Here is a 25,076-nt window from a genome sequence, read left to right as displayed (position 1 = left end):
CCTATTCCTTGGTGGCGCCGGCGAGCATCCCGCTGACCAGGAAGCGCTGGGCGAAGAGGAAGACGATCAGCACGGGCATGATGGCCACGAGCGTCGCCAGAGCCAGCTGCGGCCGTTCGATCGCGAGGTTGCCGACGGCCGGATTGAAGGACGGCACGTTGCTGAGCAGGGATCCGACGCCCACCTGGATGGGCATCTGGTCGCTCTCGGGGAGCATGACGTACGGCAGGAAGTAGTTGGTCCAGTTGGCGACGAAGCTGAAGAAGCCCACGAGCGCGATGACCGGGGTCGCCAGCGGCAGCGCGATGTGCCAGAAGACGCGGACCTCCGAGCAGCCGTCCATCCGTGCCGCCGCCAGCAGGTCCTTCGGTACGGCGGTGGTGAAGTAGATGTACGTCAGGTACACACCGAACGGGTAGAAGGAGTACGGCAGGATGATCGACCACATCGTGCCGATCAGGTGCACGGCGTTGATCTCCAGGAACAACGGCACCACCAGGGTGGCGTTCGGCATGAGCATCACGACCAGCGTCGCGATCAGCAGGGTGTGCCGGCCCCGGAACTCCGTCATGGCCAGGGCGTATCCCGCGGGAATGGCGACGCCGAGAGTGATGACCAGCGAGATCACCGCGTAGAGGGCGGAGTTGCCGAGCCACTGCATGACGGCGTTGTCCTGGAACGCCGTGAGCGCGTCCCAGTTGGCCTTCAGCGCATGGAAGGAGCCGAAGGACAAGGGATTGTCGTGGACCAGTTGCTGGTCGGTCTTGGTCGCCGCGAGGACGAGCCACAGCACCGGCAGCACGAAGAAGGCGAGGAACCCGGCCAGTACGGATCCGGTCAGCAGCCGGGAGGCCAGGCGCCGTACGGGCCGGCGGTGCGACGGCTGGTGGTGAGATCGACTCATGAGGGGTGCTTCCCGTTCCGAGCTCGCCGCGGCGGCGACTCGACTGACAGGGGTACTAGTCGGCATCGAAGAACCCCGACCGTGCGACGAAGACGGCGGCGGCCGACACACTGACGACCAGGAGCTCCACCGAGACCGCGGCGGCGCCGTTGATGTTGTTCATCTGGAAGGCGAAGTCGTAGGTCAACTGGTTGAGCGAGTAGTCGCGTCCGGCCACGCCCACACTGGCGAGGGACAGCAACTGCGGCTCCACGAACAACTGGGCGCCGCCTGCGAAGGCCAGGATCACCATGTACACGATCCACTTGCGGAGCATCGGGATCTGCACGTGCCAGGCGGTCTGCCAGGCGCCGGCGCCATCGATGCGCGCGGCTTCCATCACATCCGTGGGGATGTTGTTGAGCGCGCCGTACATGACGACGATCCAGCCTCCCGCGCCGGTCCAGAACGCGATGATCGTGAACAGCAGGGGCAGGTTGCCGGGCGCGATCACCTCGCCGAAGGTGTGGAACCCCAGCGTGCCCAGCAGCGAACTGACCGGGCTCACCGTCGGGTCGAGCATGAACAGCCACACCAGCACACTGGCGGCGCCGGCGAGCGCCCCCGGGATGTAGTAGAAGAAACGCAGGGCCTTGCTGGCGGAACCCGAGGCCAGGCGGTGCAGCAGCAGCGCCAGGGCCACCACGAATACCACCAGGGACAGAAGCCAGAAAGCGAGGTAGACGGCGACATGGCTCACGGCGTCCATGAAGCGGAAGTCCCGCGCCGTGGTCACGAAGTTGGAGAAGCCGGTGACTTTGCCCCCGGCGTCGGTGAAGGCGAAGTAGATCGCGTAAGCGGTCGGAAGGACGCCGAAGGCGACCAGGAGGACCACGTAGGCGGCGACGAAGGCCATACCGGCCCGGCTCTGCCGGGCGGCGCCGCGACGGCGCCGGTTGGCAGAGCCGGCCGGAGAGTGGGTGAGGGTCACTGGGAGACCTTGTATCCGTTGGACTTGGCGTACTTGACGATGGAGTCCTGCCAGGCCGGCAGCAGCGAGACGACGCTCTTGCCCTGGGTCAGGCCGGGCTTGACGGTGGCGGCCCAGATCGCCTCCTGGCTGAACTGGCCCGAGCCCCAGCCGTTCCAGACCTGGGAGGAGGCATCCTTGAGGGCGCTGAGGTCGCTGGCGAAGTATCCGGAGGCGCCCTGTCCCTTCAGCCACGTCTCGGCCGTCGGCGTGTACGCGGGGAAGCCCGGCGCCTTCTCCCCCTGGTAGGCGTTGTCGGTGGTGACCCACTTCAGGAAGTCAGTGGCTGCCTTGATGTGCGCGGAGTGCTTGGACAGCAGCCAGGTACCGCCGCCGACGTTGCCGGTGGACGGGGAGGTCTCCCCCTGCCACTGAGGGATGGGTGCGACCGCGATCTGCTTGGCCGGCGTCTTGAAGGTGCCCTCGAACAGCGCGCCGCCGTACCAGGCCGGACCCGGCATGAGCAGGACCTTGTCGGCCTTGTTCTTGCCGAAGTCGGTGCTGAAGACCCCGCTGATGGACATGGACTTGTTCTTGATCAGCACGTCCATGAGTTTGGCCATCTTGGTGCAGGCCTCGCTGGTGGTGTTCACCGACACAGCCTTCGGGCCGGTGATGTGGTTGGCGCCGCACTTGCTCGCCCACAGGTAGATCTCGGGGGTGAAGGAGTCGCCGGCGTCACCCACGAGATAGCCCGGGTGCTCCTTGGCCACCTTCTCGCCGAGCTTCTGGTACTCCTCCCACGTCGTCGGTACCGAGTAGCCGAACTTCTTCAGCAGCGGCGCGTTGTACCAGAGCACCGCCTGGGAGAGGTCGTTGCGCAGACAGTAGAGGGTGCCGTTCACGGTGCAGACGTCGTTGGCCCCGCTCGCGAACTTGCCCAGGGAGGCCGAGAGGATCAGGCCCTTGTTGAGCGGAGCGGCGAAGCCCGCGTCGACCGCCCAGGCCGCCTCGTTGTTCTGGGAGCTGAACACGACGTCCGGCCAGCCCTTGCCGGTGCGGTTGAACAGCTGGACCTTGGTCTGGAGGTAGTTCGAGCCGTTGGCGTCGCCGTCGTAGGTGACGATGTCCAGCTTCGCGTCCGGGTGCCGCTTCTGGTACAACTTCGCGGCCTCCACACGGGTCGCGTCCACCCAGACGGTCAACGCACCGTCCTTCTGCGACACCTGGGCGAAGCCGTCCTTGGTCGTCGTACTCGTGGCGCCGCCGCCTCCACAGGCGGTCAGGGCCAGCGCTGCGGTTGCCGCGCAGCCGGCCAGCAACGCCGCGCGCCGCTTGCTGGACGCACTCTCCCGGCCGGACGAAGGCTTGTTGACGGTCATGTGCGACTCCACTGGTTTCACAGGCGCCCCGAGCAGATGGGCAGGTGGCGCGTGGATGGGTCGACGCCGGGCCGAACCGGTCGGGCGCCTGGGACCACGACGGCCGTTCCGCTAGCCGTCGCGGAAGAAATTAGCCGCCCTAACGAGGGATACGTCAAGGGTTTGTGCACGCTTCTTCCTGGCGAATTGCGTGTGATGGGGTGTCGCGGAACAAGGAATGTTCAGTCTGTGATGATTTGCGCCGTTAGGATTCTGCTCCATGATGTGGATCTACTTGCTTGATGAGTACGACTCATTGATGCTTGAGATAAGATGAGCACGGCTCCACAGCGATCAGCCGCTCCAGTTGAGTCAGCCAGGAGGCAGGACAGATGAACGACACGCCCGCGGCCCAGCCGGCCCTGCCGACGCAGGCGCCTCCCGTTGCGGTGGCATCGGTGAACGACGCGGACGAGCGGCGTGACTACCGGCCCGGCTACGAGGTCGTGGCGGAGCGGATTCTCGAGTTCATCGCCGAGGCCCGTCTGGTGGCAGGTGATCGGCTGCCCACGGAGAACGATCTGGCGCAGAGGCTGAACACCAGCAGGGCGGTGGTGCGGGAGGCCGTGAAGATCCTCTCGGCCCTCGGCCGGGTCCGGGCGCACAAGGGGCGCGGACTGTTCGTCGCGGACGACGAGGGCATGCTCATCACCAGCCGCTGGGGCGGCTTCTTCCGCCCCGTCGACCTCGATCACGTGCTCATGCTGTTCGAGTTCCGCAGGGTTCAGGAGACGGCCGCGAGCAGTCTGGCCGCCACCCGTGCCACGCCCGCGGAGCTGCGGACCATCGAGGTGGCCATGCAGCAGTGTCGGCACGGGTTCGTCAATGGTCAGGTCGAAGTGTTCAACGAGGCGGACGAGGACTTCCATATGAGCGTTGCCGGCGCCTCGCACAACAACTTCCTCGTCAGCGCCGTGCGTGACGCGCGCCGACTGCAGCGGCAGTCCAGCGCGATAGGGATCCACGACACGCTCGGTGAAGGAACCGAGGCCGCGGTCGTGGAGCACGAGGCGATCTACCGGGCCATTCGCGACGGCCGGCCCGAAGAGGCGGCCGAGGCCACGGCGGCACACCTCGACCGGACCCTCGAGGACTACCGGCGGGAGATCCAACGACGCCTGTTCGGATAGACGTGGAAGTGCTCCGACCTGACCCGGCGGTGGCTCGGTTCAGTAGCCGTAGATCATCTTGTAGGCGACCTCGGGGAGGAACTGTCCGGCCGAGGAGCCGGTGCCGACGCCGCAGTTGCCGTCGGACTCACCAGGGACCTTGATCCACAGGAGCATCTCGGCGCCACCGCCCAGCCGGGTGGGGGTGCCGATCCGGCGGCCCGAGGGGTTGCACCACTGGCCGTTGGAGCCGTTGCCGTTGCGACTGGTGTCCACCACGAACGGCTTGGTGTAGCCGTACCGGGCCCTGAGTTCACTGTTGATGGCGTTGCCGTACGCGGTGTTCTCGGCCGTGGTCAGATAGTTGGAGACGTTGAGCGAGAAGCCGTGGGCCTGTCGGAGGCCTGCTTCGTGGAGGCGCCGGGCCATGGTCGGCGCGCTCGTCCAGGCAGGGTTGCCGGCGTCGAGATAGACCCAGGTGTTGGGAGCCTGGCGGTTGAACTCGGCGAGCGCGCCGCTGAGCATGCCCTCGCGTTCGTCGATCTGGGCCTGGGTCATGCAGCCGTAGTCCCCGAGGGAGTCCGGTTCGAGGACGACGACGGCCGGGCGGCCCGCGATCCCGCCCGCGAACTGGGCGATCCAGTTCGCGTAGGCGGACGGCGAAGAGGCTCCGCCCGCGGAGTGCCCGCCGCAGTAGTCGCGGTTGTAGATGTTGTAGGCGACGAGGACGGGCAGCTTGTCCCAGTAGTCGGCGGCGCCCACGTACGCGCCGGTGGCGGTGCCGATGGTGCCGCTCCAGGAGCCGAACCAGCGGGCCGTCGGGGTGTTGGCGATGGAGGCGTTGATCGCGGGCGCCCGGCCGTCACCATGGTTGGCGGCGACCCACCGCTTCGCGCTGGAGTCGGGGTCCACGTAGAACCCGTTGGTCATGGTCGTCGGGTCCGCCGCGTGGGCGGACGTTGCGGTGGCGAGCGCCAGCGGCAGCGAGGAGAGCGCTGCTACCAGGGCGAGCAGTCTGCGGCGCATGACGGTACCTCGGCTTTCTGACAGGGATGCGTCCGATGGTCGGCGGCGAGCGCGGGGGAGCGCTCCCACCGGAAGCGCTCCCCCACGGATCGGTCCGTCAGCAGGTCGAGTTGGTCTGGGTCAGGAGGCCGAGCCGCCACGGGAGGAGGTTGTAGTCGCCACCCGCGTTGGGATTCACGCCCTGATAGAGGTACTGGAGCCGGCAGGAGGGGATGGTGAGTGTCTGGTCGTAGCCTGCGCGGATCATCTCGCCGTGGCTGATGTCCCGGGTCCAGGAGCCCGCGGGGAAGCTGACGTTGTTCGCCCGCGAGAAGGGATTGCTCTCGGATGCGGCGAGCTGCGTCCAGGAGCCTGCGAGGCCGGCAGAGGTCCAGGAACGGAAATAGCGCCGCCCGTCGGACCCGATGGCCTCGACGAGGAGCAGGTACTGGTTGCTGCCCTGCACCTTGTACACGTTGCTCGCTTCGAACAACGCGTTCTTGGAGTCCTGCAGTGCGATGACCGTGTTCGTGAACCCGCTCGGGAACTGGCCGACGGTCGTCTGCGAGCGGTACAGGTGCCCGTTGTCGTCGGAGGAGAACAGGTAGCAGTTGGCGCTGTCGCAGATCACCCACATGTCGACCCAGTAGCCGTTTCCGATGTTCCGCCGGATGATGTCGGGCATCGACGAGTAGAAGTTGCGCGGTGCGCTCCACCCGTTGGGGTTGCTGATGTCGGGGTTGGTCGAGTACGAGGCGTTACCGGTCTGGTAGACGAGGTACCACAGGCGTTGCGGCGCGTTGTAGAAGACCTGCGGCGCGGCCCGGTAACCGGATCCGATGGCGGTGCGGTCCAGGTAGTGGTGTGTGGCCGAACCCGCCTGGGACCAGTCGCTGAAGTTCAGGTACACCAGGTTGTAGCCGGAGGAGCTCGCGGTACTGGCGAACACGTGGTACTTGCCGTTGTAGTAGACGACCGTCGGGTCCTTGATGCCGGCGATGTTGTGGGCCGAGTCCGGCTTCGGCGCGATCAGCGGGCCGCTGGAGCTCCACGAGTACCTGCTGGGCAGGGCGGCGGCAGACTGGGCCGAGCGAACTGCCATGGTCTGTACGGTGGTTGATCGGCTCGCGGCGGTGGGGGTGCCGCCCAGCGCGGTCAGCGCCGCGTTGTACGCCGGCTTCTTGTTGCCGTTGCGGTCGAACAACAGCGGGTTCTCGCCGCTGCGCCAGGAGTCGCTGTCGCGGATGCCCCAGACCGTGATGCCGGTGCAGCGCGGGACGTTCATGCACGCCCTGACCGTGTTCGCGTACGTGGTCGGCGACGCCTGCGCGATGTCCAGTTCGGTGATCTGGACGTCCACGCCGAGGGCGGCGAAACTCGAGAGCGTCGTCTGGAAGCTGCCGGGGGGACCACCAGCGCCGAAGTGGGCCTGGAGGCCGACGCAGTCGATGGGCACACCGCGCGCCTTGAAGTCGCGCACCATGCGGTAGACGCCCTGGGTCTTGGCGGCGTTCCAGTCGTCGATGCTGTAGTCGTTGTAGCAGAGCTTGGCCGCCGGGTCGGCCGACCTTGCCGTGCGGAAGGCCTGTTCGATGAAGCCGTCGCCCAGCAGGTTCTGGAACACCGAGGAGCGGTGCTGGCCGCTGCCGCCGTCGGCGAAGGCCTCGTTGACCACGTCCCAGGCGTAGATCTTGCCCTTGTAGTGGTTCGCCACGGTGGTGATGTGGTTGTTCATCACGGATCGCAACGTGTTCGCGTCCCTGATCGAGCTGACCCAGCCGGGCAGTTGGGAGTGCCACACCAGGGTGTGCCCACGCATGCGCTGACCGTGGGACGTCGCGCGGTTGACGATCTGGTCGCCGGGGCCGAAGTTGAACGAGCCGCGGGACGGCTCGGTCGTGTCCCACTTCATCTCGTTCTCGGGTGTGACCATGTTGAACTCGCGGTCCAGGATGCCGGTGTACGTACGGTCGCCGAGCCGGCCCGCGGCCACGGCGGTCCCGAAGTACCGTCCGGACTGGGCCGCCTGGGCGCCCAGGGTGGAGGCCCGAACGGTGTCGGGAGCGCCGGGCGCGTCCGGCGCGCCCGACGCGGTCCCGGGTGTCACCAGGACGGTCGCGGCCAGCAGGCCCAGGACCGAGGCTCGGCGACAGCCGAGCCGTTTCAGCGGGTTCATGGATCTCCTCGTGGGGTGGGTGGGGGGTTGCGTGGTGCGATCGGTGGACCTCTTCAGGGCGTGGTCAGCTCGAACCGTGCGATGCGCACCGAGCCGCCGAACGCCTGCGTGGCGTGGTTGAAGAGGGCGAAGCGGTAGCCCATGAAGAACCGCCAGTCGTTGCCCAGGGAGAAGACGGGCCCGAGGCGGGTGAAAGTGGTGCCGTCGGTGCTGTAGGAGAAGGTGCCGGGGCGTCCGGAGCCGGGGCGGATGTCCGCGCTCGCGCGCAGCCAGATGCGGCTGCCGGAGAGCGGCGCGCTCGCGGCCTCGGTGCCGGCGCCGGTCGTGTTCCAGTTGCCGTCCATGGTCAGCCCGTTGACCATCACCACCCGCGTCGTACCGCCGTCGCGCTTGAGGCCGATCCAGGCGGAGGAATCACGCAGCAGCGCGAGTCCGGCGCGGTCGCCGTCGCGCATGGCGGAGTGGTCGAGCTCGACCGTGGCGGTGGAAGTGGGCCCCTGGATGCGGTGGGTGAGGGTGTTGCGGGCCCAGTAGAGGTCGTTGGTGACGGTCGCGGTCCGGAGGGTCAGGCCGTTGTTCACCGACCACTTGGTGTTGTCCGGGTTGTGGTTCCACTCCCATCTCGGCTTGAGGGCTGTGCCGTCGAAGGTGTCGACGCCGGTCATGGGGGTGACCTGACGGGGTGGAGTGGGCACGACCGGGCTGGGATACGAGGTGCCCCATGCGCCGTTGACGAGTTGCACGACGGGCCAGCCGTCCGGGGTCCAGGTGACCGGTGCGAGGGCGGGCATCCGGCCGCCAGGGTAGGCGTCGACGAAGGCCATGTAGTACCAGGCGCCGCTCTGCGTCTGCACCAGCCCGCCCTGGTGCGGGACGCCACCGCCGGGGATCGGCCCGCGCAGATCGAGGAGGACCTGCCGCATCGTGTACGGGCCGAAGGGGCCGCCCGATGACTTGAGGATGTACTGGCCGTTGGCGGGGCGGGTCAGGAAGATGTAGTACTGCCCGTTGATCTTGTAGAAGCGGGAGCCTTCGAGGGTGCCGACACTCGACGGTGTGGTGAACACCTGCTGCGTGCGCACCTGGTTGCGGCCGTCGGGCGAGAGCTGGGCCACGCTGATGGTGGTGTTGCCGTACGCCACGTACAGGGTGTCGTCGGTGTCGACGAGCAGCCCCGCGTCGTAGTACGGCGTACCGATCGTCGTGAGCCTGCTCCACGGTCCCTCGGCGGCGGTGGCGGTGTAGACGAACGTCCGGGCGAAGTCGATCTGACCGAGCCAGTAGAAGGTCCTGTTGCTCGGGCGGTAGGCCAGCGACGACGCCCAGATGCCCCGGACGTAGCCGCGGGCGCCATTGAGGTCGTACTTGGCGTCGAAGTCGAGGACGGGTACCGAGTGACCGGCGATCTCCCAGTTCACCAGGTCGTACGAGCGCAGGACGGGTGCGCCCGGCGAGTAGTGCATCGTCGAGGCCGAGGCGTAGAAGGTGCTGCCGACGCGGATGACGTCGATGTCCGCGAAGTCCTGCCAGATCACCGGGTTCGTGAAGGCCGCCGCGGTCGCGAGGGCCGACCCTTGGGCGGAGGCGGTGCCGGGGGCCGCTGTCGGAAGAAGCGCGGCGCCGACGGCGAGGCCGGTGGCTGCGGTCAGCGCGCGGCGACGGGACATTGCTTGATGAGTCCATGACATCTGCACGTGTGGCGTTCTCCTTCTGTGGCCCAGCCGTTGACGGTTGGAGTTGTCCGGAGGTGCCCTGCTGGATCGCGCGGAGCGGCTGCTCCGTATACGAGATGTCGAACCTGGATCGACTTGTCGAGCATTCTGGATGATAGGAGGCCGGTGAATCCCGTCAATACCTCGCGCATGAATCGCCGTCAGCTTCGAAACATTCGAAGATGTTTGATCCCATGTCGCCGTAGGTCGGTCGCCCGGATGATGTGGATGCATCACCTTCCATGACCACCGCATGGCCGGATCTTCAAGCCAGTGTGGTGATGGGTGTTGACATGTTCAGTGACCTCCCTAGTATCCCTGAGGTCCTAGTTTCCGAACGGCTCACGAAATTGCGAACAACCCATCTCGCTTCTATCCAGTGTCATGGACGTGACATCGATCTACGTGTCACCCGCCTGTGGCACCCTTCCGCGAAGGAGCCCTTGGTGCCCAGACGATCAGGCGGACGACTGTTCCGCCTCCTCGCGACCATCGTGCTGACGGTCACCGCGTCCGTGACGGCCTCCGCTCACTCCACCGCCTCGGCCGCGCCCGGCAGTCCGGCGCTCACCCCACCGTTGGGCTGGAACAGCTGGAACAGTTTCGGGTGCGGGGTCACCGAGGCTCAGGTTCGCCAAGCCGCCGACGCGATGGTGTCCTCCGGAATGCGGGACGCCGGGTACCGGTATGTGGTGGTGGACGACTGCTGGTTCGACCCGCAGCGCGACGCGGCCGGCAACCTGCGGGCCAATCCGACCAAGTTCCCCGCCGGGATGAAGGCGCTCGGGGATTACATCCACAGCAAGGGCCTGAAGTTCGGCATCTACCAGGTGCCGGGCGAACGCACCTGCGCACAGACCAGCGGCGGCTATCCCGGGTCGACGGGCAGCAGGGGGCACGAGACCCAGGACGCTGCCACGTTCGCCTCGTGGGGCGTCGACTACCTCAAGTACGACTGGTGTTCCTCCAGCGGCACTCGTGACGAGCAGGTCGCGCGGTTCACGCTCATGCGCGACGCTCTGCGTGCCACCGGGCGGCCGATCGTCTACAGCATCAACCCCAACAGCTTCCACGCCATCACAGGTTCCACCTACAACTGGGGCGAGGTCGCCGACCTCTGGCGGACGACCGAGGACCTGCTCGACATCTGGCAGAACGGCAACACCAACAGCTACCCGATGGGCGTGGGCAACGTCCTGGACGTCACCGCGCCGCTGGCAGCGCAGTCGGGCCCGGGACACTGGAACGACCCCGACATGCTGGTGGTCGGCCGTCCCGGTCTGTCACTGACCGAGTCCCGCTCCCACTTCGCGCTGTGGGCGCTGCTGAGCGCACCGCTCATGGCGGGCAACGACATCCGCACCATGTCCCCGGACGTGAGCGCGATCCTGCGCAACCCGCGTCTGCTGGCGGTGAACCAGGACTCGCTGGGCGCGGGCGGGCGCAGGGTGCGCGACGACGGCAGCACCGAGGTGTTCGCCAAGCCCCTGTCCGACGGCTCGGTCGCGGTCGGCCTGTTCAACCGGGGAGGCGATACGGCGACGGTCACTACCACGGCCGCGCAAGTCGGCCTGTCCGGTGGGCCGTTCACCCTCACCGACCTGTGGACCGGCGGCACGTCCAGCACGTCCGGGCAGATCTCGGCGAGCGTCCCCGCGCACGGCGTGGCCGTGTTCCGGGTGAGCGGGGGCAGTCCGCTCACCGCCACCACCTCGCGGCTGCGCGGCACCGGGTCCGGCCGCTGCGTGGACGTGGACAACGCCTCCACCGCGGCCGGGGCGACGGTACTGCTCTGGGACTGCCACACGGCCGCCAATCAGCTGTGGACCACATGGGCCGGCGGCGAGATCCGTGTCTTCGGAGACAAGTGCCTGGACGCCTCCGACCAGGGCACCGCCAACGGCACCCGGGTCATCACCTGGTCCTGCAACGGCCAGGACAACCAGAAGTGGACCGTCGGCTCCGACGGGTCGATCCGCAACGTCCACGCCGGGTTGTGCCTCGACGCCAACGGGGCCGGCACAGCGAACGGAACCCCGCTGGTCCTGTGGACGTGCAACGGCCAGGCCGGCCAGAAGTGGACCCGCGCGTGAGCACGAAGCGGGCACTGTGACACCTCGGACGCCGGCAGAAGTGCGCAGTCGAGTTACTGAATGACGTCACTGGATGAAGGGCCCGCACGGCGGACCGTCAGGAGCGCCGCGCGGATGTCCGCCGCCGCGCGTGGATCGGACAGGGAGCGGTCCGTCAGTTCCTCGACACGACGCAGCCGGTAGCGGACGGTGTTGGGGTGGACGAAGAGGCTCCGCGCCGCGTCCGTGGCGGAGCCCGCGGCGGCGTACCAGTGCTCGAGGGTCTCCAGGAGGCGGGCACGTTCCGCGGCCGGGAGGTCCAGGAGGGGCTGGAGGACGACCTCCACGAGGTGCGCCGCCTCGGCCGGGGCGGCGGCGACGACCATGGCCAGCGGGTTGTCGTCGAACCGCGCGACGCCGGGGCCGGTGCCCTTCAGGCCGGCCAGAGCCAGACGGGCGAAGCGCAGAGCCTGGGGGGTGTCCCGCAGCGAGCGAAAGCACGGGCTGACACCGACGCGGGCGCCCGCGCGGCGCAGGATGCTCAGACAGGTGCTCTCTGCCGTCGCCGTGGGCAGGGCGGCCAGACCGATCTGTTGGTCGGGCAACAGCCGCCAGGCGAAGGGGACCTGGGCCTGACGCAGCGCTGCCTCCGTCCCCGCCAGCGGCTCCTCGCCAGGAGCGTCGGCCGCCGCCGCGGCGACCACATAGGGTCCGCGGTCGGGCAGCCCCAGCTCGCGGGCGGCCTCCCACAGCGTGCGGTCGGCGATGACGCCGGTGAACAGCGCCTCCACCAGCGCCGAGCGGCGCGCCTGACGCCGCGAGGTCAGCTCGGCGGCCGTCTCCCGGTAGGCCGCCGCAACCGCCTCCGCGTAGCGGCCGAACAGGGCCCAGATCTCCGCGGACTGGGACACCAGTTGGGCGTCGGTGACCTCGGGACGATTACGTGCCTCGGCGAGGATGTCCGTCCACAGGAGCTCGAAGCCGATCCGGTACGCGTGCAGGGTGTCCGCCAGCGGCACGCCCTGCTCGGCGCGGAGGCGGCCGGTCTCCCGGGCCGGGCTCGGGTCCTGCGCGCCCGCGCGGCCGAGCTGGACCAGCAGCAGGTCCGCGTTGGCGGTGCACGAACGGCGCAGCGAGTCGAAGGGGATCAGCGACTCGTCCTTGTAGGCATCGACGTCCGAGCGGATGCGCTGCGCCATCCGCTCACCCAGTTCCGGCAGCCTCGCCCGAAGCGCCGAGACCACCCCTGAGAGGTTCATTCCCGCAGCGTAACGCCCCCGTTTTGTCCCCGGGAACAATCCGGGAAGCCAGACGCTGTCGTGGCGCATATAGGCCGTCGCCATCGACGTCTGCACGATGTCGTCAGTGTGAACAGCGGATTTCGACGGCGACATTCGTGGAGGCGGTCATGGCCAATCTGGCTCAGTTCCTGGTGGAGACGGCACGGCGGCAGCCGCAACGCCCCGCGCTGCGACTGGGGGGCCAGGTCGTCAGCTACGCGGAGCTCGACGAGCGCACCGCCCGTGCCGCCGCGCTGCTGCGAGCCGAGGGTGTACGACCGGGGGACCGGGTCGCTCTGATGCTGCCCAACGTTCCCGAGTTCGTCGTCCTGTACTACGGCGTGCTGCGCGCCGGAGCGGTCGTCGTACCGATGAACCCGCTGCTGAAGACCCGGGAGACCGAGTACCACCTGCGCGACTCGGGCGCCAAGACCCTCTTCGAGTGGCACCAGGCGCCGGGCGAGGGCGCGCAGGGCGCGGCCGCCGCCGGAGTGCGGCACACGGCCGTCGAGCCCGCCGCCTTCGCGGGCCTACTGGCCGGTCACGAGCCTCTGCCGGAGGTGAGCGAGCCGGACGGCGAGGACGTGGCCGTGCTGCTGTACACCTCCGGCACCACCGGCCGCCCCAAGGGCGCCACCCTCACCCACACCGGACTGCGGCACAACACGGAGGTCAACGCGGTCCATGTACAGCGGATGACGGCGGACGACGTGGTAGTGGGCTGCCTGCCGCTGTTCCACATCTTCGGCCAGATCTGCACGATGAGCGTGACCGTCCGCGCCGGCGCCTCGCTCACCCTGATCCCGCGCTTCGACCCGCAGACCGTCCTCGACGCCATCGCCCGCGACCGGGCGACGATCTTCGAGGGCGTACCGACCATGTACGCGGCAGTGCTCCAGCACCCCTCGGAGGCCGACGTGTCCACGCTGCGGATGTGCGTCTCCGGCGGAGCCTCGCTGCCGGTGGAGATCCTGCACGGCTTCGAGCGTCGCTTCGGCTGCACGGTGCTGGAGGGCTTCGGCATGTCCGAGACCAGTCCGGTGGTCACCTTCAACCACCCCGACCGGCCGCGCAAGGCCGGGTCCATCGGCACCCCGATCAAGGACGTGGAGGTGCGGCTCCTCGACGACATGGGTCAGGACGTGGCTCCAGGCGAGATCGGCGAACTGGCCGTGCGCGGGCCGAACGTGATGAAGGGGTACTGGAATCGCCCGGAAGAGACGGTGGCCACCATCCCGGACGGCTGGCTGCGCAGCGGCGACCTCGCGCGCCAGGACGAGGACGGCTACCTGTACATCGTCGACCGCAAGAAGGACATGATCATCCGCGGTGGCTACAACGTCTACCCGCGCGAGATCGAGGAGGTGCTCCACGAGCACCCGGCCGTCGCACTGGCCGCGGTGGTGGGCGTGGCCGACGCACACCTGGGCGAGGAGATCGCGGCCGCGGTGGTATTGCGCCCGAAGGCGCAGGCCACGCCCGACGAGCTCCGGCAGTTCGTCAAGGAGCGGGTGGCGGCGTACAAGTACCCGCGCGAGGTGTGGCTCGTGGACACGCTGCCGACTGGCCCCAGCGGCAAGATCCTCAAAAGGGAGATCGGCACTCCGACGAAGTGAGGCCGATGTGGTCGGCTCAGCCGGGAATCGACGAGTAGCAATGCCGACGCGTCCCCGGGTTCTCGACGGCGCCCCGGCCGACGACCGGCGACGACACCAGGCAACTGGGCAGAGCGGCTACGGTTGCTCGGGCGCCACTGCCCTCTCCTGACCCATGCCCGGAACCGTCTGGTGCCGCCCTTCACGCGGCTGCAACGGGCCTGCCAGTCACTCGTGGCCAGGTACCCGTCACCACCGCCCGCACCGAGTTCGACCCCCTGGGTGTCGCCCTGGTCATCTCGGCGTGGAACTACCAGATCAATCGTGCCCGTCGCGGGCGCGCTGGCAACGGCACGGTCGGCCGCATCGTGATGACCGCCGCTGCGAAGAGCCTCACCCCCGTCGTCCTCGAACTCAGCGGCAAGTCACCGGTGTTCGTCGATCGAGACGCCAACATCGAGGGGGACTACGGCGGGCCGGTGCGATCCGGCACGAACGTGGAGGTGGCCGGGCGGGGCCTGGTGCTTGCCCCGACTCTCTTCTCCCGTGCCGCCAATACGCTGATCGAGCCCGGCACTTCCCCGCTGTTGATCCATCCGGCCCGCGGCCGCGCCACCATGGCGGAAAACCTCGACCCGCCACCCGCCACCCGCCACCCCCCCACCCGGCGCTGCGACGTCTGCTCGGCGCCCCCGGATCCGACCGGCAGGGCGGGGTCCCTACCCAGGAACCCCAACCGGCGTGCGGCTGGGGTTCCTTGAGGGGGTGAGTGTCGGTCGGCAGGGGGAGTTGCCGACGCTGTGAACCGCTCGTCTACGCGCCGGTAAAGTGCACCAGAGCGGTATCATCGTGGATCGGCAGGTCAGCGTTGCAGGGTCAGGACACCCGGCCGCCAGGGCAGTTGGTCGTAGGGGCCGCTTGAGCCGGGGGCCAGGCCCTGGTAGAGGAACTGCAGATTGCAGGGGTCGATGGTCATGGTCTGGTCGGGGTTGTTGCGGACCAGGTCGCCGTGGCTGATGTCGTTGGTCCAGGTGGCGCCGCTGTTGGCCTTGCCCGCGAAGGGGTTGCTTTCGCTGGCGGCCTGCGGGGTCCAGGAACCGTTCAGGCTGGTGGCGGTGAACGAGCGGAAGTAGCGCTGCTCATTCGCACCTCGAGCCTCGACGATCATGAGGTACTGGCTCTGGTCCTTGACCTTGTAGACCTGCGGCGCCTCGAACAGGTTTTTCACCGTGTCGCTCATGATCGTCGTGTACGACGAGCCGAAGTTGCCCGGGAAGTTCCCGATCGGCATGCTCGCCCGGTAGATGCTGCCGTTGTCACCGGCGAAGAACAGGTACATGTTCTGGCCGTCGGCGATCAGGGTCTGGTCGATCGGGGCGGCGCCCGGGATGCTGCCGGTGAACAGTGTCTGCGGCGCGGACCAGCCGTTGGGATCGGTGGGGTCGCTCGACGTGCGGTAGCTGAAGGGCGATGCGCCCCATTGGTAGGCCAGTACCCAGATGTTCTTGGGTGCGAAGTAGAACAGCGTGGGCGCCACCGTGCCCTGGCTCATCCCGTTCTGGCCGGCCGACGCCATGTCCGACCAGTTGGTGAATGGGGTGAACGCCATCGAGCCGTACGACGATCCCGACACGTTCGAGGCGTAGACCAGGTGCTTGCCGTTGTACACCACGTTGGTGAAATCCTTCAGCGAGACCCACCCGTTCGCCGGCTGCGCCAGCGCACCCGTCGAGGACCACCGGTACGTCGATGGAAGAGCACACGAGCCGCCCGGCGTCCCGGACAGGCCGGTCCACTTCTGGTTGCTGCCGCCGTTGCAGGTCCAGATCTCCACCGCCGTGCCGTTGGCTGTATTGGCGCCCGTGACATCCAGGCACAGCCCGGACTCCACGCCGACGATCGTGCCGTCGGAGTTCACGCGCCACTGCTGGTTCGCACCGCCGGTACAGGTCCAGATCTGCACCCGGGTACCGGCCGTGGTGGCGTGGCCCGGAACGTCCAGGCACTTGTTGCCGTACACGGTGAGCTGGTTGCTGTCCGTCAGCGTCCACTGCTGGTTGGTCCCGCCCGAGCAGTCCCAGATCTGCAGGTAGGTGCCGTCGGTCTGGCTGGCGTTCGGCACATCGAGGCACCGGCCGGAAGCGACCCCGCGCACGGCGCCGCTGGTGGCCGCCTGAGCCGGGCCCGCGACGAGCATCGCCGCCACCACGACCAGGACCGCGACCGCAGCGGTGAGCACCGCAGACAGATGCCTGGGGCTGAAACGTCGTCTGCGCATGGAGTCCTCGTAATCCTTGAGCAAGCGGTTCCGGTCGGCCCCGTCAGAGGCTGTCCGGACTGACGATGTGGTGCGGTTGGCGGCCGCCGACGCGCGACGGCGGGAGTGGCGCTGATGGGGCCATGACATATGCATCGTGAGGCGTGCTCCTTGCGGCTCGGCCGTAGCGGTGGTGCGGCTCGGGGGTGCTCTGCGGTGCGAGTGGAGCGGCTCTGACGGTTCGTTATGTCGAACAAGGATCGAAGTGTCGAGCAGCCTGGATGATAGGGATCCAGTGGGCAGCGTCAATACTTCTCGCATGATTCGCGAGCGATGCCGAAACATTCGCGGGGATCTCTTGATGAAAGCCGCAGGTCAGGACGGTCAAACAGCCGGGCTGTTCGGATGGCGAGGCCGTGGCGGAGCGGGACGGGCTGGTGGCCCGGTCCCCGCCCCGCGTGAGGATCGAAATGAGAGACCGTCTTCACACCGAAGCCCTCAAGTTCGGTGAAGTGACGGACCGTCCGGGCCGTGACGCTCGGATCGCTGCGATCTGACCACGGTCTCGGCGACGGTTACGGCAGCGGCGGGTAGGCGTTCTGCATGAGCTGCTGGAACTGGGCGGAGAACCAGTGTCCGGCCAGCGGCGCGTTCGGCAGGGCGCCGGTGGGGCTGTTGCCGTTGCGGGGGTTGCCGCCGTAGGTGGGGTCGCACATGCGGTCGAAGCCCTTGCCCTCGTCGTTGGGGACGGCGGAGCTGGAGCCGTCGGACTCGCCCGGAGGCTTGACCCACACGTAGGCGTCGATGCCGGCGGCTGGGGCCGCGGTGGGCCGCTCACCGAGCCCGGCGCCGCTCCGGTTGCACCAGTTGCCGGTGTGGATGCGCCGGTCGACGCGGCTGCCGTTGACGTAGTCGTCGACGGAGGTCATCGGGCCGGGGCCGGTGGGTCGCGCGGAGCCGCCCCAGCCGTTGCGGGAGGTGTCGATCAACATGCCGAGGCCGGAGTCGAACCCGGCCGCGACCAACTTGTCCCGCAGTCCGAGCGCGAACGACTGCTCGTCCACGTACTGGTTCCAGTCCACCCACTTCGACTGCCGGACGGTCTGACCGTTGACGCTGTCGGTGACCTTGAAGGTCGGCTCCTTGGCGGCGCCGTAGTTGGCGGTGTTGACGATGAACCCGGCCACGTCGTTCACGCTCGCGCCGTTGGACGTGGCGACCTTGGCGAACTCCTGCACGGACGCGCCGAGGTTGGTGTCCCAGCCGAGCCAGCCGTGGTGGCCGGCGTCGATGTAGTTGTAGACGTTCGGGACGGCGCCGAGCTTGTCCAGGGCGTAGGAGACGCCCTTCTCGTAGTTGCCGTTGCTCTTCATGGTCACGCAGACGTCGGTGGTGGTGTCGGTGCCACCGCCGTTGGTGACCAGGTTGGGCAGTGAGTCGGGCTCGATGACGGTGGCGATCCGCAGGCCCGCGTACTTCGGGTCGGAGAAGATCGAGGCGATCGGGTCGATGTACTGGGACTTGTACTTGGCGAGGTCGTTCGGGCCGAGTTCGCCGTTGGAGGCGAGGGCGGAGCAGTCGCGGCCGGGCAGGTCGTAGATGACGAACTGCACGACCAGGTCGCCGGAACCCTTCTGCTTCAGTGCCTCGTCCAGGTGGGCGCGCAGGCCCATGCCGCCGTTCACGCCGTTGATCGCGGCGATCCGGTCCAGCCAGATGGCGGTGGACTGGTTGGCGATCCGGCTGCCGCCCGGCTCGGCGGCGGCCAGGGCCGACCACGCGGGGTTCACATACGCCTTGGCCCCGACATGGGGGTTGGCGACACGGCCGTCGGTCCCGCCCCCGCCTCCACCGCCGTCGTCGACGTTGCAGGTGACACCGTCGAGCGTGAAGGTCGCGGGCACGGCGTTGGTGCCGCTGTAGGAGCCGTTGAAGCCGAAGCTGACCGAACCGCCGGTCCCAGAGCGCTGTTGTAGGTCTCGTTGGTGGCGGTGACCGCGGCACCGCCCTGGGTGATCTTCGCGCTCCAGCCGCTGGTGATCTGCTGGTTGCCGGCGTACGACCACTTCAGTGACCAACCGGATTTGGCAGCCGCGTTGTTGGTGATCGTGACGGCGGCGGTGAAGCCGGTGTCCCACTGGTTCTGCACCTTGTAGTCCACGGTGCAGGGGACCGAGGCGGTGGCGGCGCCCGCCGGTGCCGAGAGGAGCGCAGTCCCCGAGGTTCCGGCGACCAGTGCCAGTGCGGCGACAAGTGACGTTCTGGTGCGACTCATGTGTGCGGGTTCCTTCTCCTTTGGGGGTGATCACGGGTTGAGGGCGCGCAAGTGATCGCGCAGGGCGATGCCGTACGCGGTGGGCGTGCCGTCGTGATCGGAGAGCAGGGACAGCCGGATGGGCGGCTCCCGGCCTTCAACGGAACTTGTGCGGTGGCAGGGCGAGGCTTGAGCCTCAACTCCCGTCGGCCATGAGGGCGTTCTTCGCGCCGATGCCCCGAACGGCGTTCACAAGATCCTGTAGGCCGGTGACGGCCAAAAGTGCTGAACACGGGGGGTGTCGCATGAGCGGCTCCTCGCAGTTTGGCGCGCCGTGACGGACGCGTCGACTGATGGAATCGCTCCCACTGGTGCGAGGGAGGCTAGCGCCAACCGGCTTGGTTTCCCAGGGGCGTTGCTCAACTTTCTTCAACTGGTTTAGTTCAAACAATTCAACTTCTCAACGTCTTGACGGCGCCCGTACTCGTCCTCACTATGGGAGCGCTCCCACTGGTTCAAGGCTTGTTGCTCCCCCCGCGTTCTCCGAGCCGCAAAGAGGGACCAGCACGGATTGACTCCCGCTCAGTCAGCGGCAGTTCAGTGCAGCGTCGAAGATCGAGAGCTGTCTCGCGGGCGCCGCCGCGCCCTCGTTCACGCATCCCCGGCTCTGGGCGAGGTCCAGGTCATTGTCAGGGGCATGATCGTAGTTCGGCTCCTGCGCAACATGAAAATTGGGAGCGCTCCCAATGAGTGGGACGCGCTCACCGCTCCCCTCACATCCCTCGCGGAGGATCCGCATGCAGAAGTCAAAGCACAGGCGCAGGGCGCAAGCCCTGTTGGGCACACTGCTCGCCTCACTCGTCACGCTGGCGGCGCTTCTCACCGCCGCGCCGCCGTCGCATGCCGACACGACGATCTGCGAGGAGTTCGGCTCGACCACGATCCAGGGCCGTTACGTCGTCCAGAACAACCGCTGGAACACCAGCGCCACTCAGTGCGTCACGGCCACGAGCTCCGGTTTCAGGATCGCCCAGGCCGACGGCTCGGTCCCGACGAACGGTGCCCCGAAGTCCTACCCGTCCGTGTTCAACGGCTGCCACTACACCAACTGCTCACCCGGCACCAACCTCCCGGCCCGGCTCGGCTCCATCACGAGCGCGCCCACGAGCATCTCCTACAGCTATGTGAGCGGTGCGATCTACGACGCCGCGTACGACATCTGGCTGGACCCGACGCCCCGCACCGACGGCGTGAACCGCACCGAGATCATGATCTGGTTCAACCGGGTGGGGTCCGTGCAGCCGGTGGGCTCGCAGGTCGGCACTGCCACCGTGGCCGGCCGCCAGTGGCAGGTGTGGTCCGGCAACAACGGCACCAACGACGTGCTGTCCTTCGTCGCGCCGTCGGCGATCGACAGCTGGAACCTCGACGTGATGGACTTCGCCCGGCAGGCAATCTCCCGGGGACTGGCGCAGGACAGCTGGTACCTGACGAGTATTCAGGCGGGCTTCGAGCCCTGGCAGAACGGCGCGGGACTGGCGGTCACCTCGTTCTCCTCGACCGTCAACGTCGGCGGCGGCACCCCCGGCGATCCAGGTGGCTCATCGGCGTGCAAGGTGGCCTACGGCACGAATGTGTGGCAGGGGGGCTTCACCGCGAACGTCACCGTGACCAACACGGGTTCGTCCCCCGTCGACGGCTGGAAGCTCGCGTTCACGCTGCCCGCCGGGCAGCGGATCGCGAGTGCGTGGAACGCCGGCATCTCTCCCTCGTCGGGAGCGGTGACGGCCGGCGCCATGGCGTACAACGCGTCCATCGCACCCGGCGGCCAGGTTTCCTTCGGATTCCAAGGCACCTACGACGGCACCTTCACCAAGCCGTCCGGCTTCAGCCTGAACGGCACGTCCTGCACCATCGCGTGAGGGATTCGGCACGGCCTGTCTGACCCGAGCCGCATCCCGGCCGCTCGACCGCCGACCGTGCGCCGGACAGGGACGCATCCGTCGGCCCCGGGCCCACTCGCCTGATTCCCATGCTCAGACGGGTGGGCCCGGCTCTGCTCCACAGCCTGCTCTCCATGGGCCGCCCGAACGAGCTTGCGTCACAGGCGATGTCGAGCCCCGGATTTTCCGCACCGATCATCAGCACGCCGAGGCGCCCGATCTGAACTTCCTTTGCACCGGGCAGAGTTGATCGCGCGCCGAAGTCGTGTGTCCGGTTCCCTGGGCCCATAAGATCGGTGATCTCGTGGGTGGGGGAGGTGGTCATGGGCAGGCGACGCCCCGGTGTGCCGACGCTGGAGGAGGTGGCCGCCCACGCCGGGGTGGGCCGGGGCACGGTCTCCCGAGTCATCAACAACGAAACCGGCGTGAAGGAGTCGACGCGCCAGGCCGTGCGGCGAGCCATCGAGGAACTGGGGTACGTACCCAATCTTGCCGCCCGGTCCCTGGCCGGCAGCAGGGCCGACGCGGTGGCCCTGGTCCTGACGGAGCCGGACTGGAGGCTGTTCGCAGAGCCGTTCTTTTCGGAGATCGTCGGCTGGCTCGGAGACGCGCTGGCGGACACCGGGATGCAACTGCTGCTGACCCTGGTCCGCTCGGAGACCGAACGGCAGCGCTTCCTGGAGTACGCACGCGGCGGCCGGGTCGACGGAGCCCTGCTGATGTCCGTGCACGCGGACGATCCGTTGCCGGACATGCTCGCCGAGGCGCGGTTGCCGACCGTGCTGATGGGGCGCCGCTCGAGTGACGAGTACGTCAGTTACGTGGACGCGGACAACCTTGGCGGAGCCCGCAGCGCCGTGTCCCACCTGCTGAAACAGGGCCGCAGAGCGATCGCCACCATCACCGGGCCGCTCGACATGTACGTCGCCCAGTGCCGGCTGCGCGGCTATCAGGATGCCCTGGCTCTGGCCGGTCTGAAGAGCGGAAGGACGTGGGTCGCCGAGGGGGACTTAACGGAGGAGAGCGGACGCCGTGCCATGGCGGAACTCCTCGAACGGCACCCGGAGATCGACGGCGTCCTCGCCGCGTCGGACACCACGGCGGCGGGGGCTCTGCACACCCTGCGCGCGGCGGGACGGCGGGTGCCCGAGGACGTCGCGGTGATCGGCTTCGACGACTTTCCGCTGGCTCAGCGCACCGAGCCGCGCCTGACCACGGTGCGCCAGCCGCTGGAGGAGATGGGGCGCGCCATGATCAGACTCCTGCTGGAGGAGATGGAGGAGCAGTCCGTGGCCTGGCGCCACGTCATCCTCCGCACGGAACTGGTCGTCCGCGAATCGTCCTGACGGCCGTCCATGCCCACCGGGGGACCCGAGACAACCGTGATCGGGTCCACTCCGTCATCTCGCCGCTGCCTTGTTTGACGAGCCTGAAGGCGCTCAGGTCCGCGGTGAAGGGCCGGTCGTAGACCTCCAGGCTGCGGATGGAGGCCCACACGACGGAGGGCGGCTGGGGAGCGTGACCCGCACATCCCGATCGGCTTGAAGCGTCGCCGAGCTGTCTGTCGCGCCCTGCCGTGCTCCAGTGGAAACGCCCAGCTTCTGACACCTCCCCAGCCTCGGGTGTGCGCTGCCCATCGGACGGGCCGAATCAAGCACGGCGTCGTCTCACGGTTGCCGGAAGGACCACTTCATCGAACCGGTTCGATAAGGTAGCACCGGGCAGGCGAACCGGCAATGCCTCCTGCGCAAGGTTCTCCCGGGTCTTTTTCCGGACGGGAAAAGACGGTCAAAGCCGTTGACAGGCCTGGTGGCAGTCCCTACTTTCACTTCACGCGAACCGGTTCGACAACCGGCCCTCGTTCCTCGTCCGTCTCGCCCCCCGTATGAACGGTGAGTGCTCTCCTCTCGCGGAGAGTCGAATCGGTTCGAGCTAGGAGTTGCTGTGAACATCGGTGAGATCGCCCGCCGGGCCGGTGTCTCGCGCAGCACCGTGTCCTACGCGCTGAGCGGCAAGCGCCCGGTGTCGGACGACACCCGCCGGAAGATCCAGGAGGTCATCGACGAGCTGGGCTACCGGCCCAATGCCAGCGCCCGCGCCCTGGCCAACGGCCGAACCAGCACCATCGGCCTGGTCTTCCCGCCGGCCGGCAACCACTACACCGGGATGCAGCTGGACTTCATCGGCAGCGTGGTGGAGGCCGCGGCGGCCTACGACTACGACGTGCTGCTGTCTCCGAGCGGTGTGGACAGCGACCGTTCGTTCCAGCGGATGCTGGGGGAGCGGCGGGTCGACGGGGCGATCCTCATGGAGATCAGGCTGGAGGACGACCGGGTCGATCACCTGGCCGCCCTGGGCTTTCCCTCGGTCGCCATCGGACGTACCGCTCATCCGGAGGGCGACTGGTGGGTGGGCCTGGACCACACCGCGCTGGCGGCGGCGTGCGTCCACCACCTGGCGGACCTCGGCCACCGCCGGGTCGCCTTCGTCAACCGGCCCGAGCAGCTGCGGCAGGCCGGGTACGAGTCCGCGCACCGGGGTCTGGACGGCTTCACGAAAGCCGCCGCCGAGCGGGGGCTGACGGTGCGGACGTACTGCTGCGGGGACGACGCGGCCTCGGGCGCGGCCTGTCTGCAACAGATCCTGCACGACGACCCGGACACCACCGCCCTCGTCACCCTGAACGAGGCCGCTCTGGGCGGCCTGTACCGCGGCCTCGCCCAGGCCGGCCGCCATGTGCCGCGCGACTTCTCCGTCACCGGGGTCGTCGCCGGCCGCTGGGCCGAGACGGTGACTCCGCAGCTCACCGCGGCCGACGTACCGGCGGAGGAGATGGGCCGGCGCGCCGTCGACCTGCTGGTGGAGCGGCTCGACCATCCCGACGCCCCGCCCCGGCATCATCTGCTCGCGCCGCCGATCTCGCTGCGGGCCAGCACCGGGCCCGCCGGAACCGGTACGTCGCCCTGACCGCACCCGCCCGAACCTCCTCACACCACGTAGACCTCCTCACGTCACGCAAGCCCTCACACCTCACGTGGACGTCCACACTTCACCGGGTACGGGAACGCCCGACCGTGCCGTTCGCCGTGCCGTCTCTCCTCATCACCCCGTGCCTCGGCACCCGCATGCCCAAAACAAAGGAACCCTCGCCATGAACACCTCCTCCAGACAGCGCCGTCTGACCGCCGCGGCCGTGACCGCGCTCGCCGTGGCCGTCACCGCCACCGCCTGCTCCTCCGGTTCGGGCAGTACAGACACCAAGGGCGCCGGCGGCGGCACGTACACGATCTGGGACCCCTACCCGCAGTTCGACAAGACCTCGGACTGGGCGAAGCTGCTGGACCAGTGCGGCACCAAGGCCGGCGTGAAGGTCAAGCGGACCGCCTTCGACACCAGCGACCTGGGCAACAAGACGCTGCTGGCGGCGCAGCAGGGCAACTCGCCGGACGTCCTCATCGTCGACAACCCGGTGGTGTCGACCCTGGCCGAGGCGGGCGTGCTCACCACGACCGACGACAACAAACTGGACACCTCGAAGGCCGACCCCAACCTGCTCGCGGCCGGCCAGTCGGGCGGCAAGACCTACGGCACGCCCATCGGCGCCAACACCCTCGCCCTCTACTACAACAAGAAGGTCCTGAAGCAGGCCGGGGTCGACATCACCTCGGTCAAGGACTGGAAGTCGCTGACGGCGGCACTGGAGAAGGTCAAGAAGGCGGGCAAGAACGGCATCACCTTCTCGGCGATCGGCACGGAGGAGGGCAGCTTCCAGTTCCTGCCCTGGTTCTGGGGATCGGGCGCCAAGCTGACCGAACTGGACTCCGCCCAGGCCGTGTCCGCGCTGACCCTGTGGAAGGACTGGCTGAAGAGCGGCTACGCCCCCAACTCGGTGCTCAACAACACCCAGACCACCAGCTGGCAGGAGTTCGCCACCGGCGACTACGCGTTCAGCGAGAACGGCACCTGGCAGCTGGGCAACGCCAAGAAGGCCGGCCTCGACTACGGGGTGCTGCCCATTCCCGGCGCCGACGGAGGCAACGCCTCGGCCCCGACCGGCGGCGAGTTCATGACCATCCCGGTCCAGCAGGACACCGGCCGCTACGCCACCTCCCAGAAGCTGGCGACCTGTCTGACCAGCACCGACAACCTCAACGACACCGACACCACCCTGTCCTACGTGGCCCCCACCAGTGAGGTCCAGGACAAGCAGGTGGCCGCGAACGCCGAGCTGAAGCCGTGGGTAGCGGCGGTCAAGGCGGCCAAGGGCCGCACCAGTGACGACCTGGGCACCAAGTACCCCAAGATCTCCGAGCAGATGTGGAAGGCCGTCCAGTCCGCCCTGAGCGGTTCCAAGTCGCCCAAGGACGCGCTTTCCTCGGCTCAGACCGCGGCCAAGTGA

At 68.1% G+C, this 25,076-nt stretch carries 15 protein-coding genes and 2 pseudogenes; 8 read left to right on the top strand and 9 right to left on the bottom strand.

What is annotated here, in order from left to right; translation table 11 throughout:
- Position 1 precedes the first annotated feature (1 nt).
- Genes OG798_RS04630 through OG798_RS04620 form a run of 3 tightly spaced genes read right to left on the bottom strand, consistent with a single transcriptional unit; the run spans position 2 to position 3,235 of the window.
- Positions 2–904: a carbohydrate ABC transporter permease gene (locus tag OG798_RS04630; RefSeq protein WP_095856927.1), complete on the bottom strand. Its 903-nt coding sequence runs from the start codon at positions 902–904 to the stop codon at positions 2–4.
- Positions 905–959: 55 nt separating this feature from the next.
- Entirely contained in the window at positions 960–1,874 is a 915-nt protein-coding gene (locus tag OG798_RS04625) for a carbohydrate ABC transporter permease (RefSeq protein ID WP_095856928.1), read from the bottom strand.
- A complete protein-coding gene (locus tag OG798_RS04620) occupies positions 1,871–3,235 on the bottom strand; it encodes an ABC transporter substrate-binding protein (RefSeq protein ID WP_328756363.1) in 1,365 nt (454 codons plus the stop codon). Before OG798_RS04620 ends, OG798_RS04625 begins: the two co-directional genes overlap by 4 nt.
- A gap of 371 nt (positions 3,236–3,606) precedes the next feature.
- Here OG798_RS04620 and OG798_RS04615 point away from each other — a divergent pair, with 371 nt between their 5' ends.
- Entirely contained in the window at positions 3,607–4,404 is a 798-nt protein-coding gene (locus tag OG798_RS04615) for a FadR/GntR family transcriptional regulator (protein WP_328756362.1), read from the top strand.
- Positions 4,405–4,443: 39 nt separating this feature from the next.
- On the opposite strand, the gene OG798_RS04610 is transcribed toward OG798_RS04615, so the two are convergent.
- The 3 genes from OG798_RS04610 to OG798_RS04600 form a co-directional block, all read right to left on the bottom strand.
- Positions 4,444–5,409: a glycoside hydrolase family 6 protein gene (locus tag OG798_RS04610; RefSeq protein WP_328756361.1), complete on the bottom strand. Its 966-nt coding sequence runs from the start codon at positions 5,407–5,409 to the stop codon at positions 4,444–4,446.
- 97 nt (positions 5,410–5,506) lie between these two features.
- Entirely contained in the window at positions 5,507–7,564 is a 2,058-nt protein-coding gene (locus OG798_RS04605; protein ID WP_121417633.1) for a non-reducing end alpha-L-arabinofuranosidase family hydrolase, read from the bottom strand.
- Between the two features lie 53 nt (positions 7,565–7,617).
- Positions 7,618–9,231 carry a glycoside hydrolase family 43 protein gene (locus OG798_RS04600; RefSeq protein ID WP_183127590.1) on the bottom strand — a complete coding sequence of 538 codons (1,614 nt, stop codon included), beginning with the start codon at positions 9,229–9,231 and terminating at the stop codon, positions 7,618–7,620.
- Between the two features lie 491 nt (positions 9,232–9,722).
- On the opposite strand from OG798_RS04600, the gene OG798_RS04595 reads away from it, so the two are divergent.
- Positions 9,723–11,369, top strand: coding sequence for a glycoside hydrolase family 27 protein (locus OG798_RS04595; protein WP_328756360.1), 1,647 nt, complete (start codon positions 9,723–9,725; stop codon positions 11,367–11,369).
- 53 nt (positions 11,370–11,422) lie between these two features.
- On the opposite strand, the gene OG798_RS04590 is transcribed toward OG798_RS04595, so the two are convergent.
- A complete protein-coding gene (locus tag OG798_RS04590; protein ID WP_328756359.1) occupies positions 11,423–12,607 on the bottom strand; it encodes a PucR family transcriptional regulator in 1,185 nt (394 codons plus the stop codon).
- A gap of 149 nt (positions 12,608–12,756) precedes the next feature.
- Between OG798_RS04590 and OG798_RS04585 the strand changes: the two genes are divergently transcribed.
- Positions 12,757–14,244, top strand: a complete 1,488-nt coding sequence (locus tag OG798_RS04585) for a long-chain-fatty-acid--CoA ligase (RefSeq protein ID WP_121417641.1) — start codon at positions 12,757–12,759, stop codon at positions 14,242–14,244.
- Between the two features lie 323 nt (positions 14,245–14,567).
- Positions 14,568–14,684: pseudogene (locus OG798_RS56415) on the top strand (aldehyde dehydrogenase family protein); the annotation flags it as partial.
- A 401-nt stretch (positions 14,685–15,085) separates the two neighbouring features.
- Here OG798_RS56415 and OG798_RS04575 read toward each other — a convergent pair.
- Both OG798_RS04575 and OG798_RS04570 read right to left on the bottom strand, forming a co-directional pair.
- Positions 15,086–16,501, bottom strand: a complete 1,416-nt coding sequence (locus tag OG798_RS04575; protein ID WP_328756358.1) for a non-reducing end alpha-L-arabinofuranosidase family hydrolase — start codon at positions 16,499–16,501, stop codon at positions 15,086–15,088.
- Between the two features lie 554 nt (positions 16,502–17,055).
- A pseudogene (locus OG798_RS04570) lies at positions 17,056–18,755 on the bottom strand (glycoside hydrolase family 6 protein).
- A 776-nt stretch (positions 18,756–19,531) separates the two neighbouring features.
- Between OG798_RS04570 and OG798_RS04565 the strand changes: the two are divergent.
- The 4 genes from OG798_RS04565 (at position 19,532) to OG798_RS04550 (ending at position 25,076) form a co-directional block, all read left to right on the top strand.
- Positions 19,532–20,656 carry a GH12 family glycosyl hydrolase domain-containing protein gene (locus OG798_RS04565; RefSeq protein WP_121417644.1) on the top strand — a complete coding sequence of 375 codons (1,125 nt, stop codon included), beginning with the start codon at positions 19,532–19,534 and terminating at the stop codon, positions 20,654–20,656.
- 344 nt (positions 20,657–21,000) lie between these two features.
- The gene (locus tag OG798_RS04560; protein ID WP_328756357.1) at positions 21,001–22,023 is read left to right on the top strand and encodes a LacI family DNA-binding transcriptional regulator; all 1,023 of its coding nucleotides are present in this window, start codon (positions 21,001–21,003) and stop codon (positions 22,021–22,023) included.
- A 598-nt stretch (positions 22,024–22,621) separates the two neighbouring features.
- Entirely contained in the window at positions 22,622–23,644 is a 1,023-nt protein-coding gene (locus tag OG798_RS04555; RefSeq protein ID WP_121417648.1) for a LacI family DNA-binding transcriptional regulator, read from the top strand.
- A gap of 184 nt (positions 23,645–23,828) precedes the next feature.
- Positions 23,829–25,076 (top strand): sugar ABC transporter substrate-binding protein, encoded by a 1,248-nt coding sequence (locus OG798_RS04550; protein ID WP_267060466.1) that lies wholly within the window; start codon positions 23,829–23,831, stop codon positions 25,074–25,076.

The sequence above is a fragment of the Streptomyces sp. NBC_00271 genome (genome assembly GCF_036178845.1).
Classification (GTDB): domain Bacteria; phylum Actinomycetota; class Actinomycetes; order Streptomycetales; family Streptomycetaceae; genus Streptomyces.
This window is presented reverse-complemented; position numbering and strand designations above follow the sequence as displayed.

Coding starts and splice junctions, on each gene's coding strand:
- OG798_RS04575 (WP_328756358.1), bottom strand. CDS start 16,501: ATGCGCAGACGACGTTTCAGCCCCAGGCATCTGTCTGCGGTGCTCACC.
- OG798_RS04565 (WP_121417644.1), top strand. CDS start 19,532: ATGCAGAAGTCAAAGCACAGGCGCAGGGCGCAAGCCCTGTTGGGCACA.
- OG798_RS04610 (WP_328756361.1), bottom strand. CDS start 5,409: ATGCGCCGCAGACTGCTCGCCCTGGTAGCAGCGCTCTCCTCGCTGCCG.
- OG798_RS04605 (WP_121417633.1), bottom strand. CDS start 7,564: ATGAACCCGCTGAAACGGCTCGGCTGTCGCCGAGCCTCGGTCCTGGGC.
- OG798_RS04560 (WP_328756357.1), top strand. CDS start 21,001: ATGGGCAGGCGACGCCCCGGTGTGCCGACGCTGGAGGAGGTGGCCGCC.
- OG798_RS04600 (WP_183127590.1), bottom strand. CDS start 9,231: ATGTCCCGTCGCCGCGCGCTGACCGCAGCCACCGGCCTCGCCGTCGGC.
- OG798_RS04585 (WP_121417641.1), top strand. CDS start 12,757: ATGGCCAATCTGGCTCAGTTCCTGGTGGAGACGGCACGGCGGCAGCCG.
- OG798_RS04630 (WP_095856927.1), bottom strand. CDS start 904: ATGAGTCGATCTCACCACCAGCCGTCGCACCGCCGGCCCGTACGGCGC.
- OG798_RS04550 (WP_267060466.1), top strand. CDS start 23,829: ATGAACACCTCCTCCAGACAGCGCCGTCTGACCGCCGCGGCCGTGACC.
- OG798_RS04615 (WP_328756362.1), top strand. CDS start 3,607: ATGAACGACACGCCCGCGGCCCAGCCGGCCCTGCCGACGCAGGCGCCT.
- OG798_RS04620 (WP_328756363.1), bottom strand. CDS start 3,235: ATGACCGTCAACAAGCCTTCGTCCGGCCGGGAGAGTGCGTCCAGCAAG.
- OG798_RS04590 (WP_328756359.1), bottom strand. CDS start 12,607: ATGAACCTCTCAGGGGTGGTCTCGGCGCTTCGGGCGAGGCTGCCGGAA.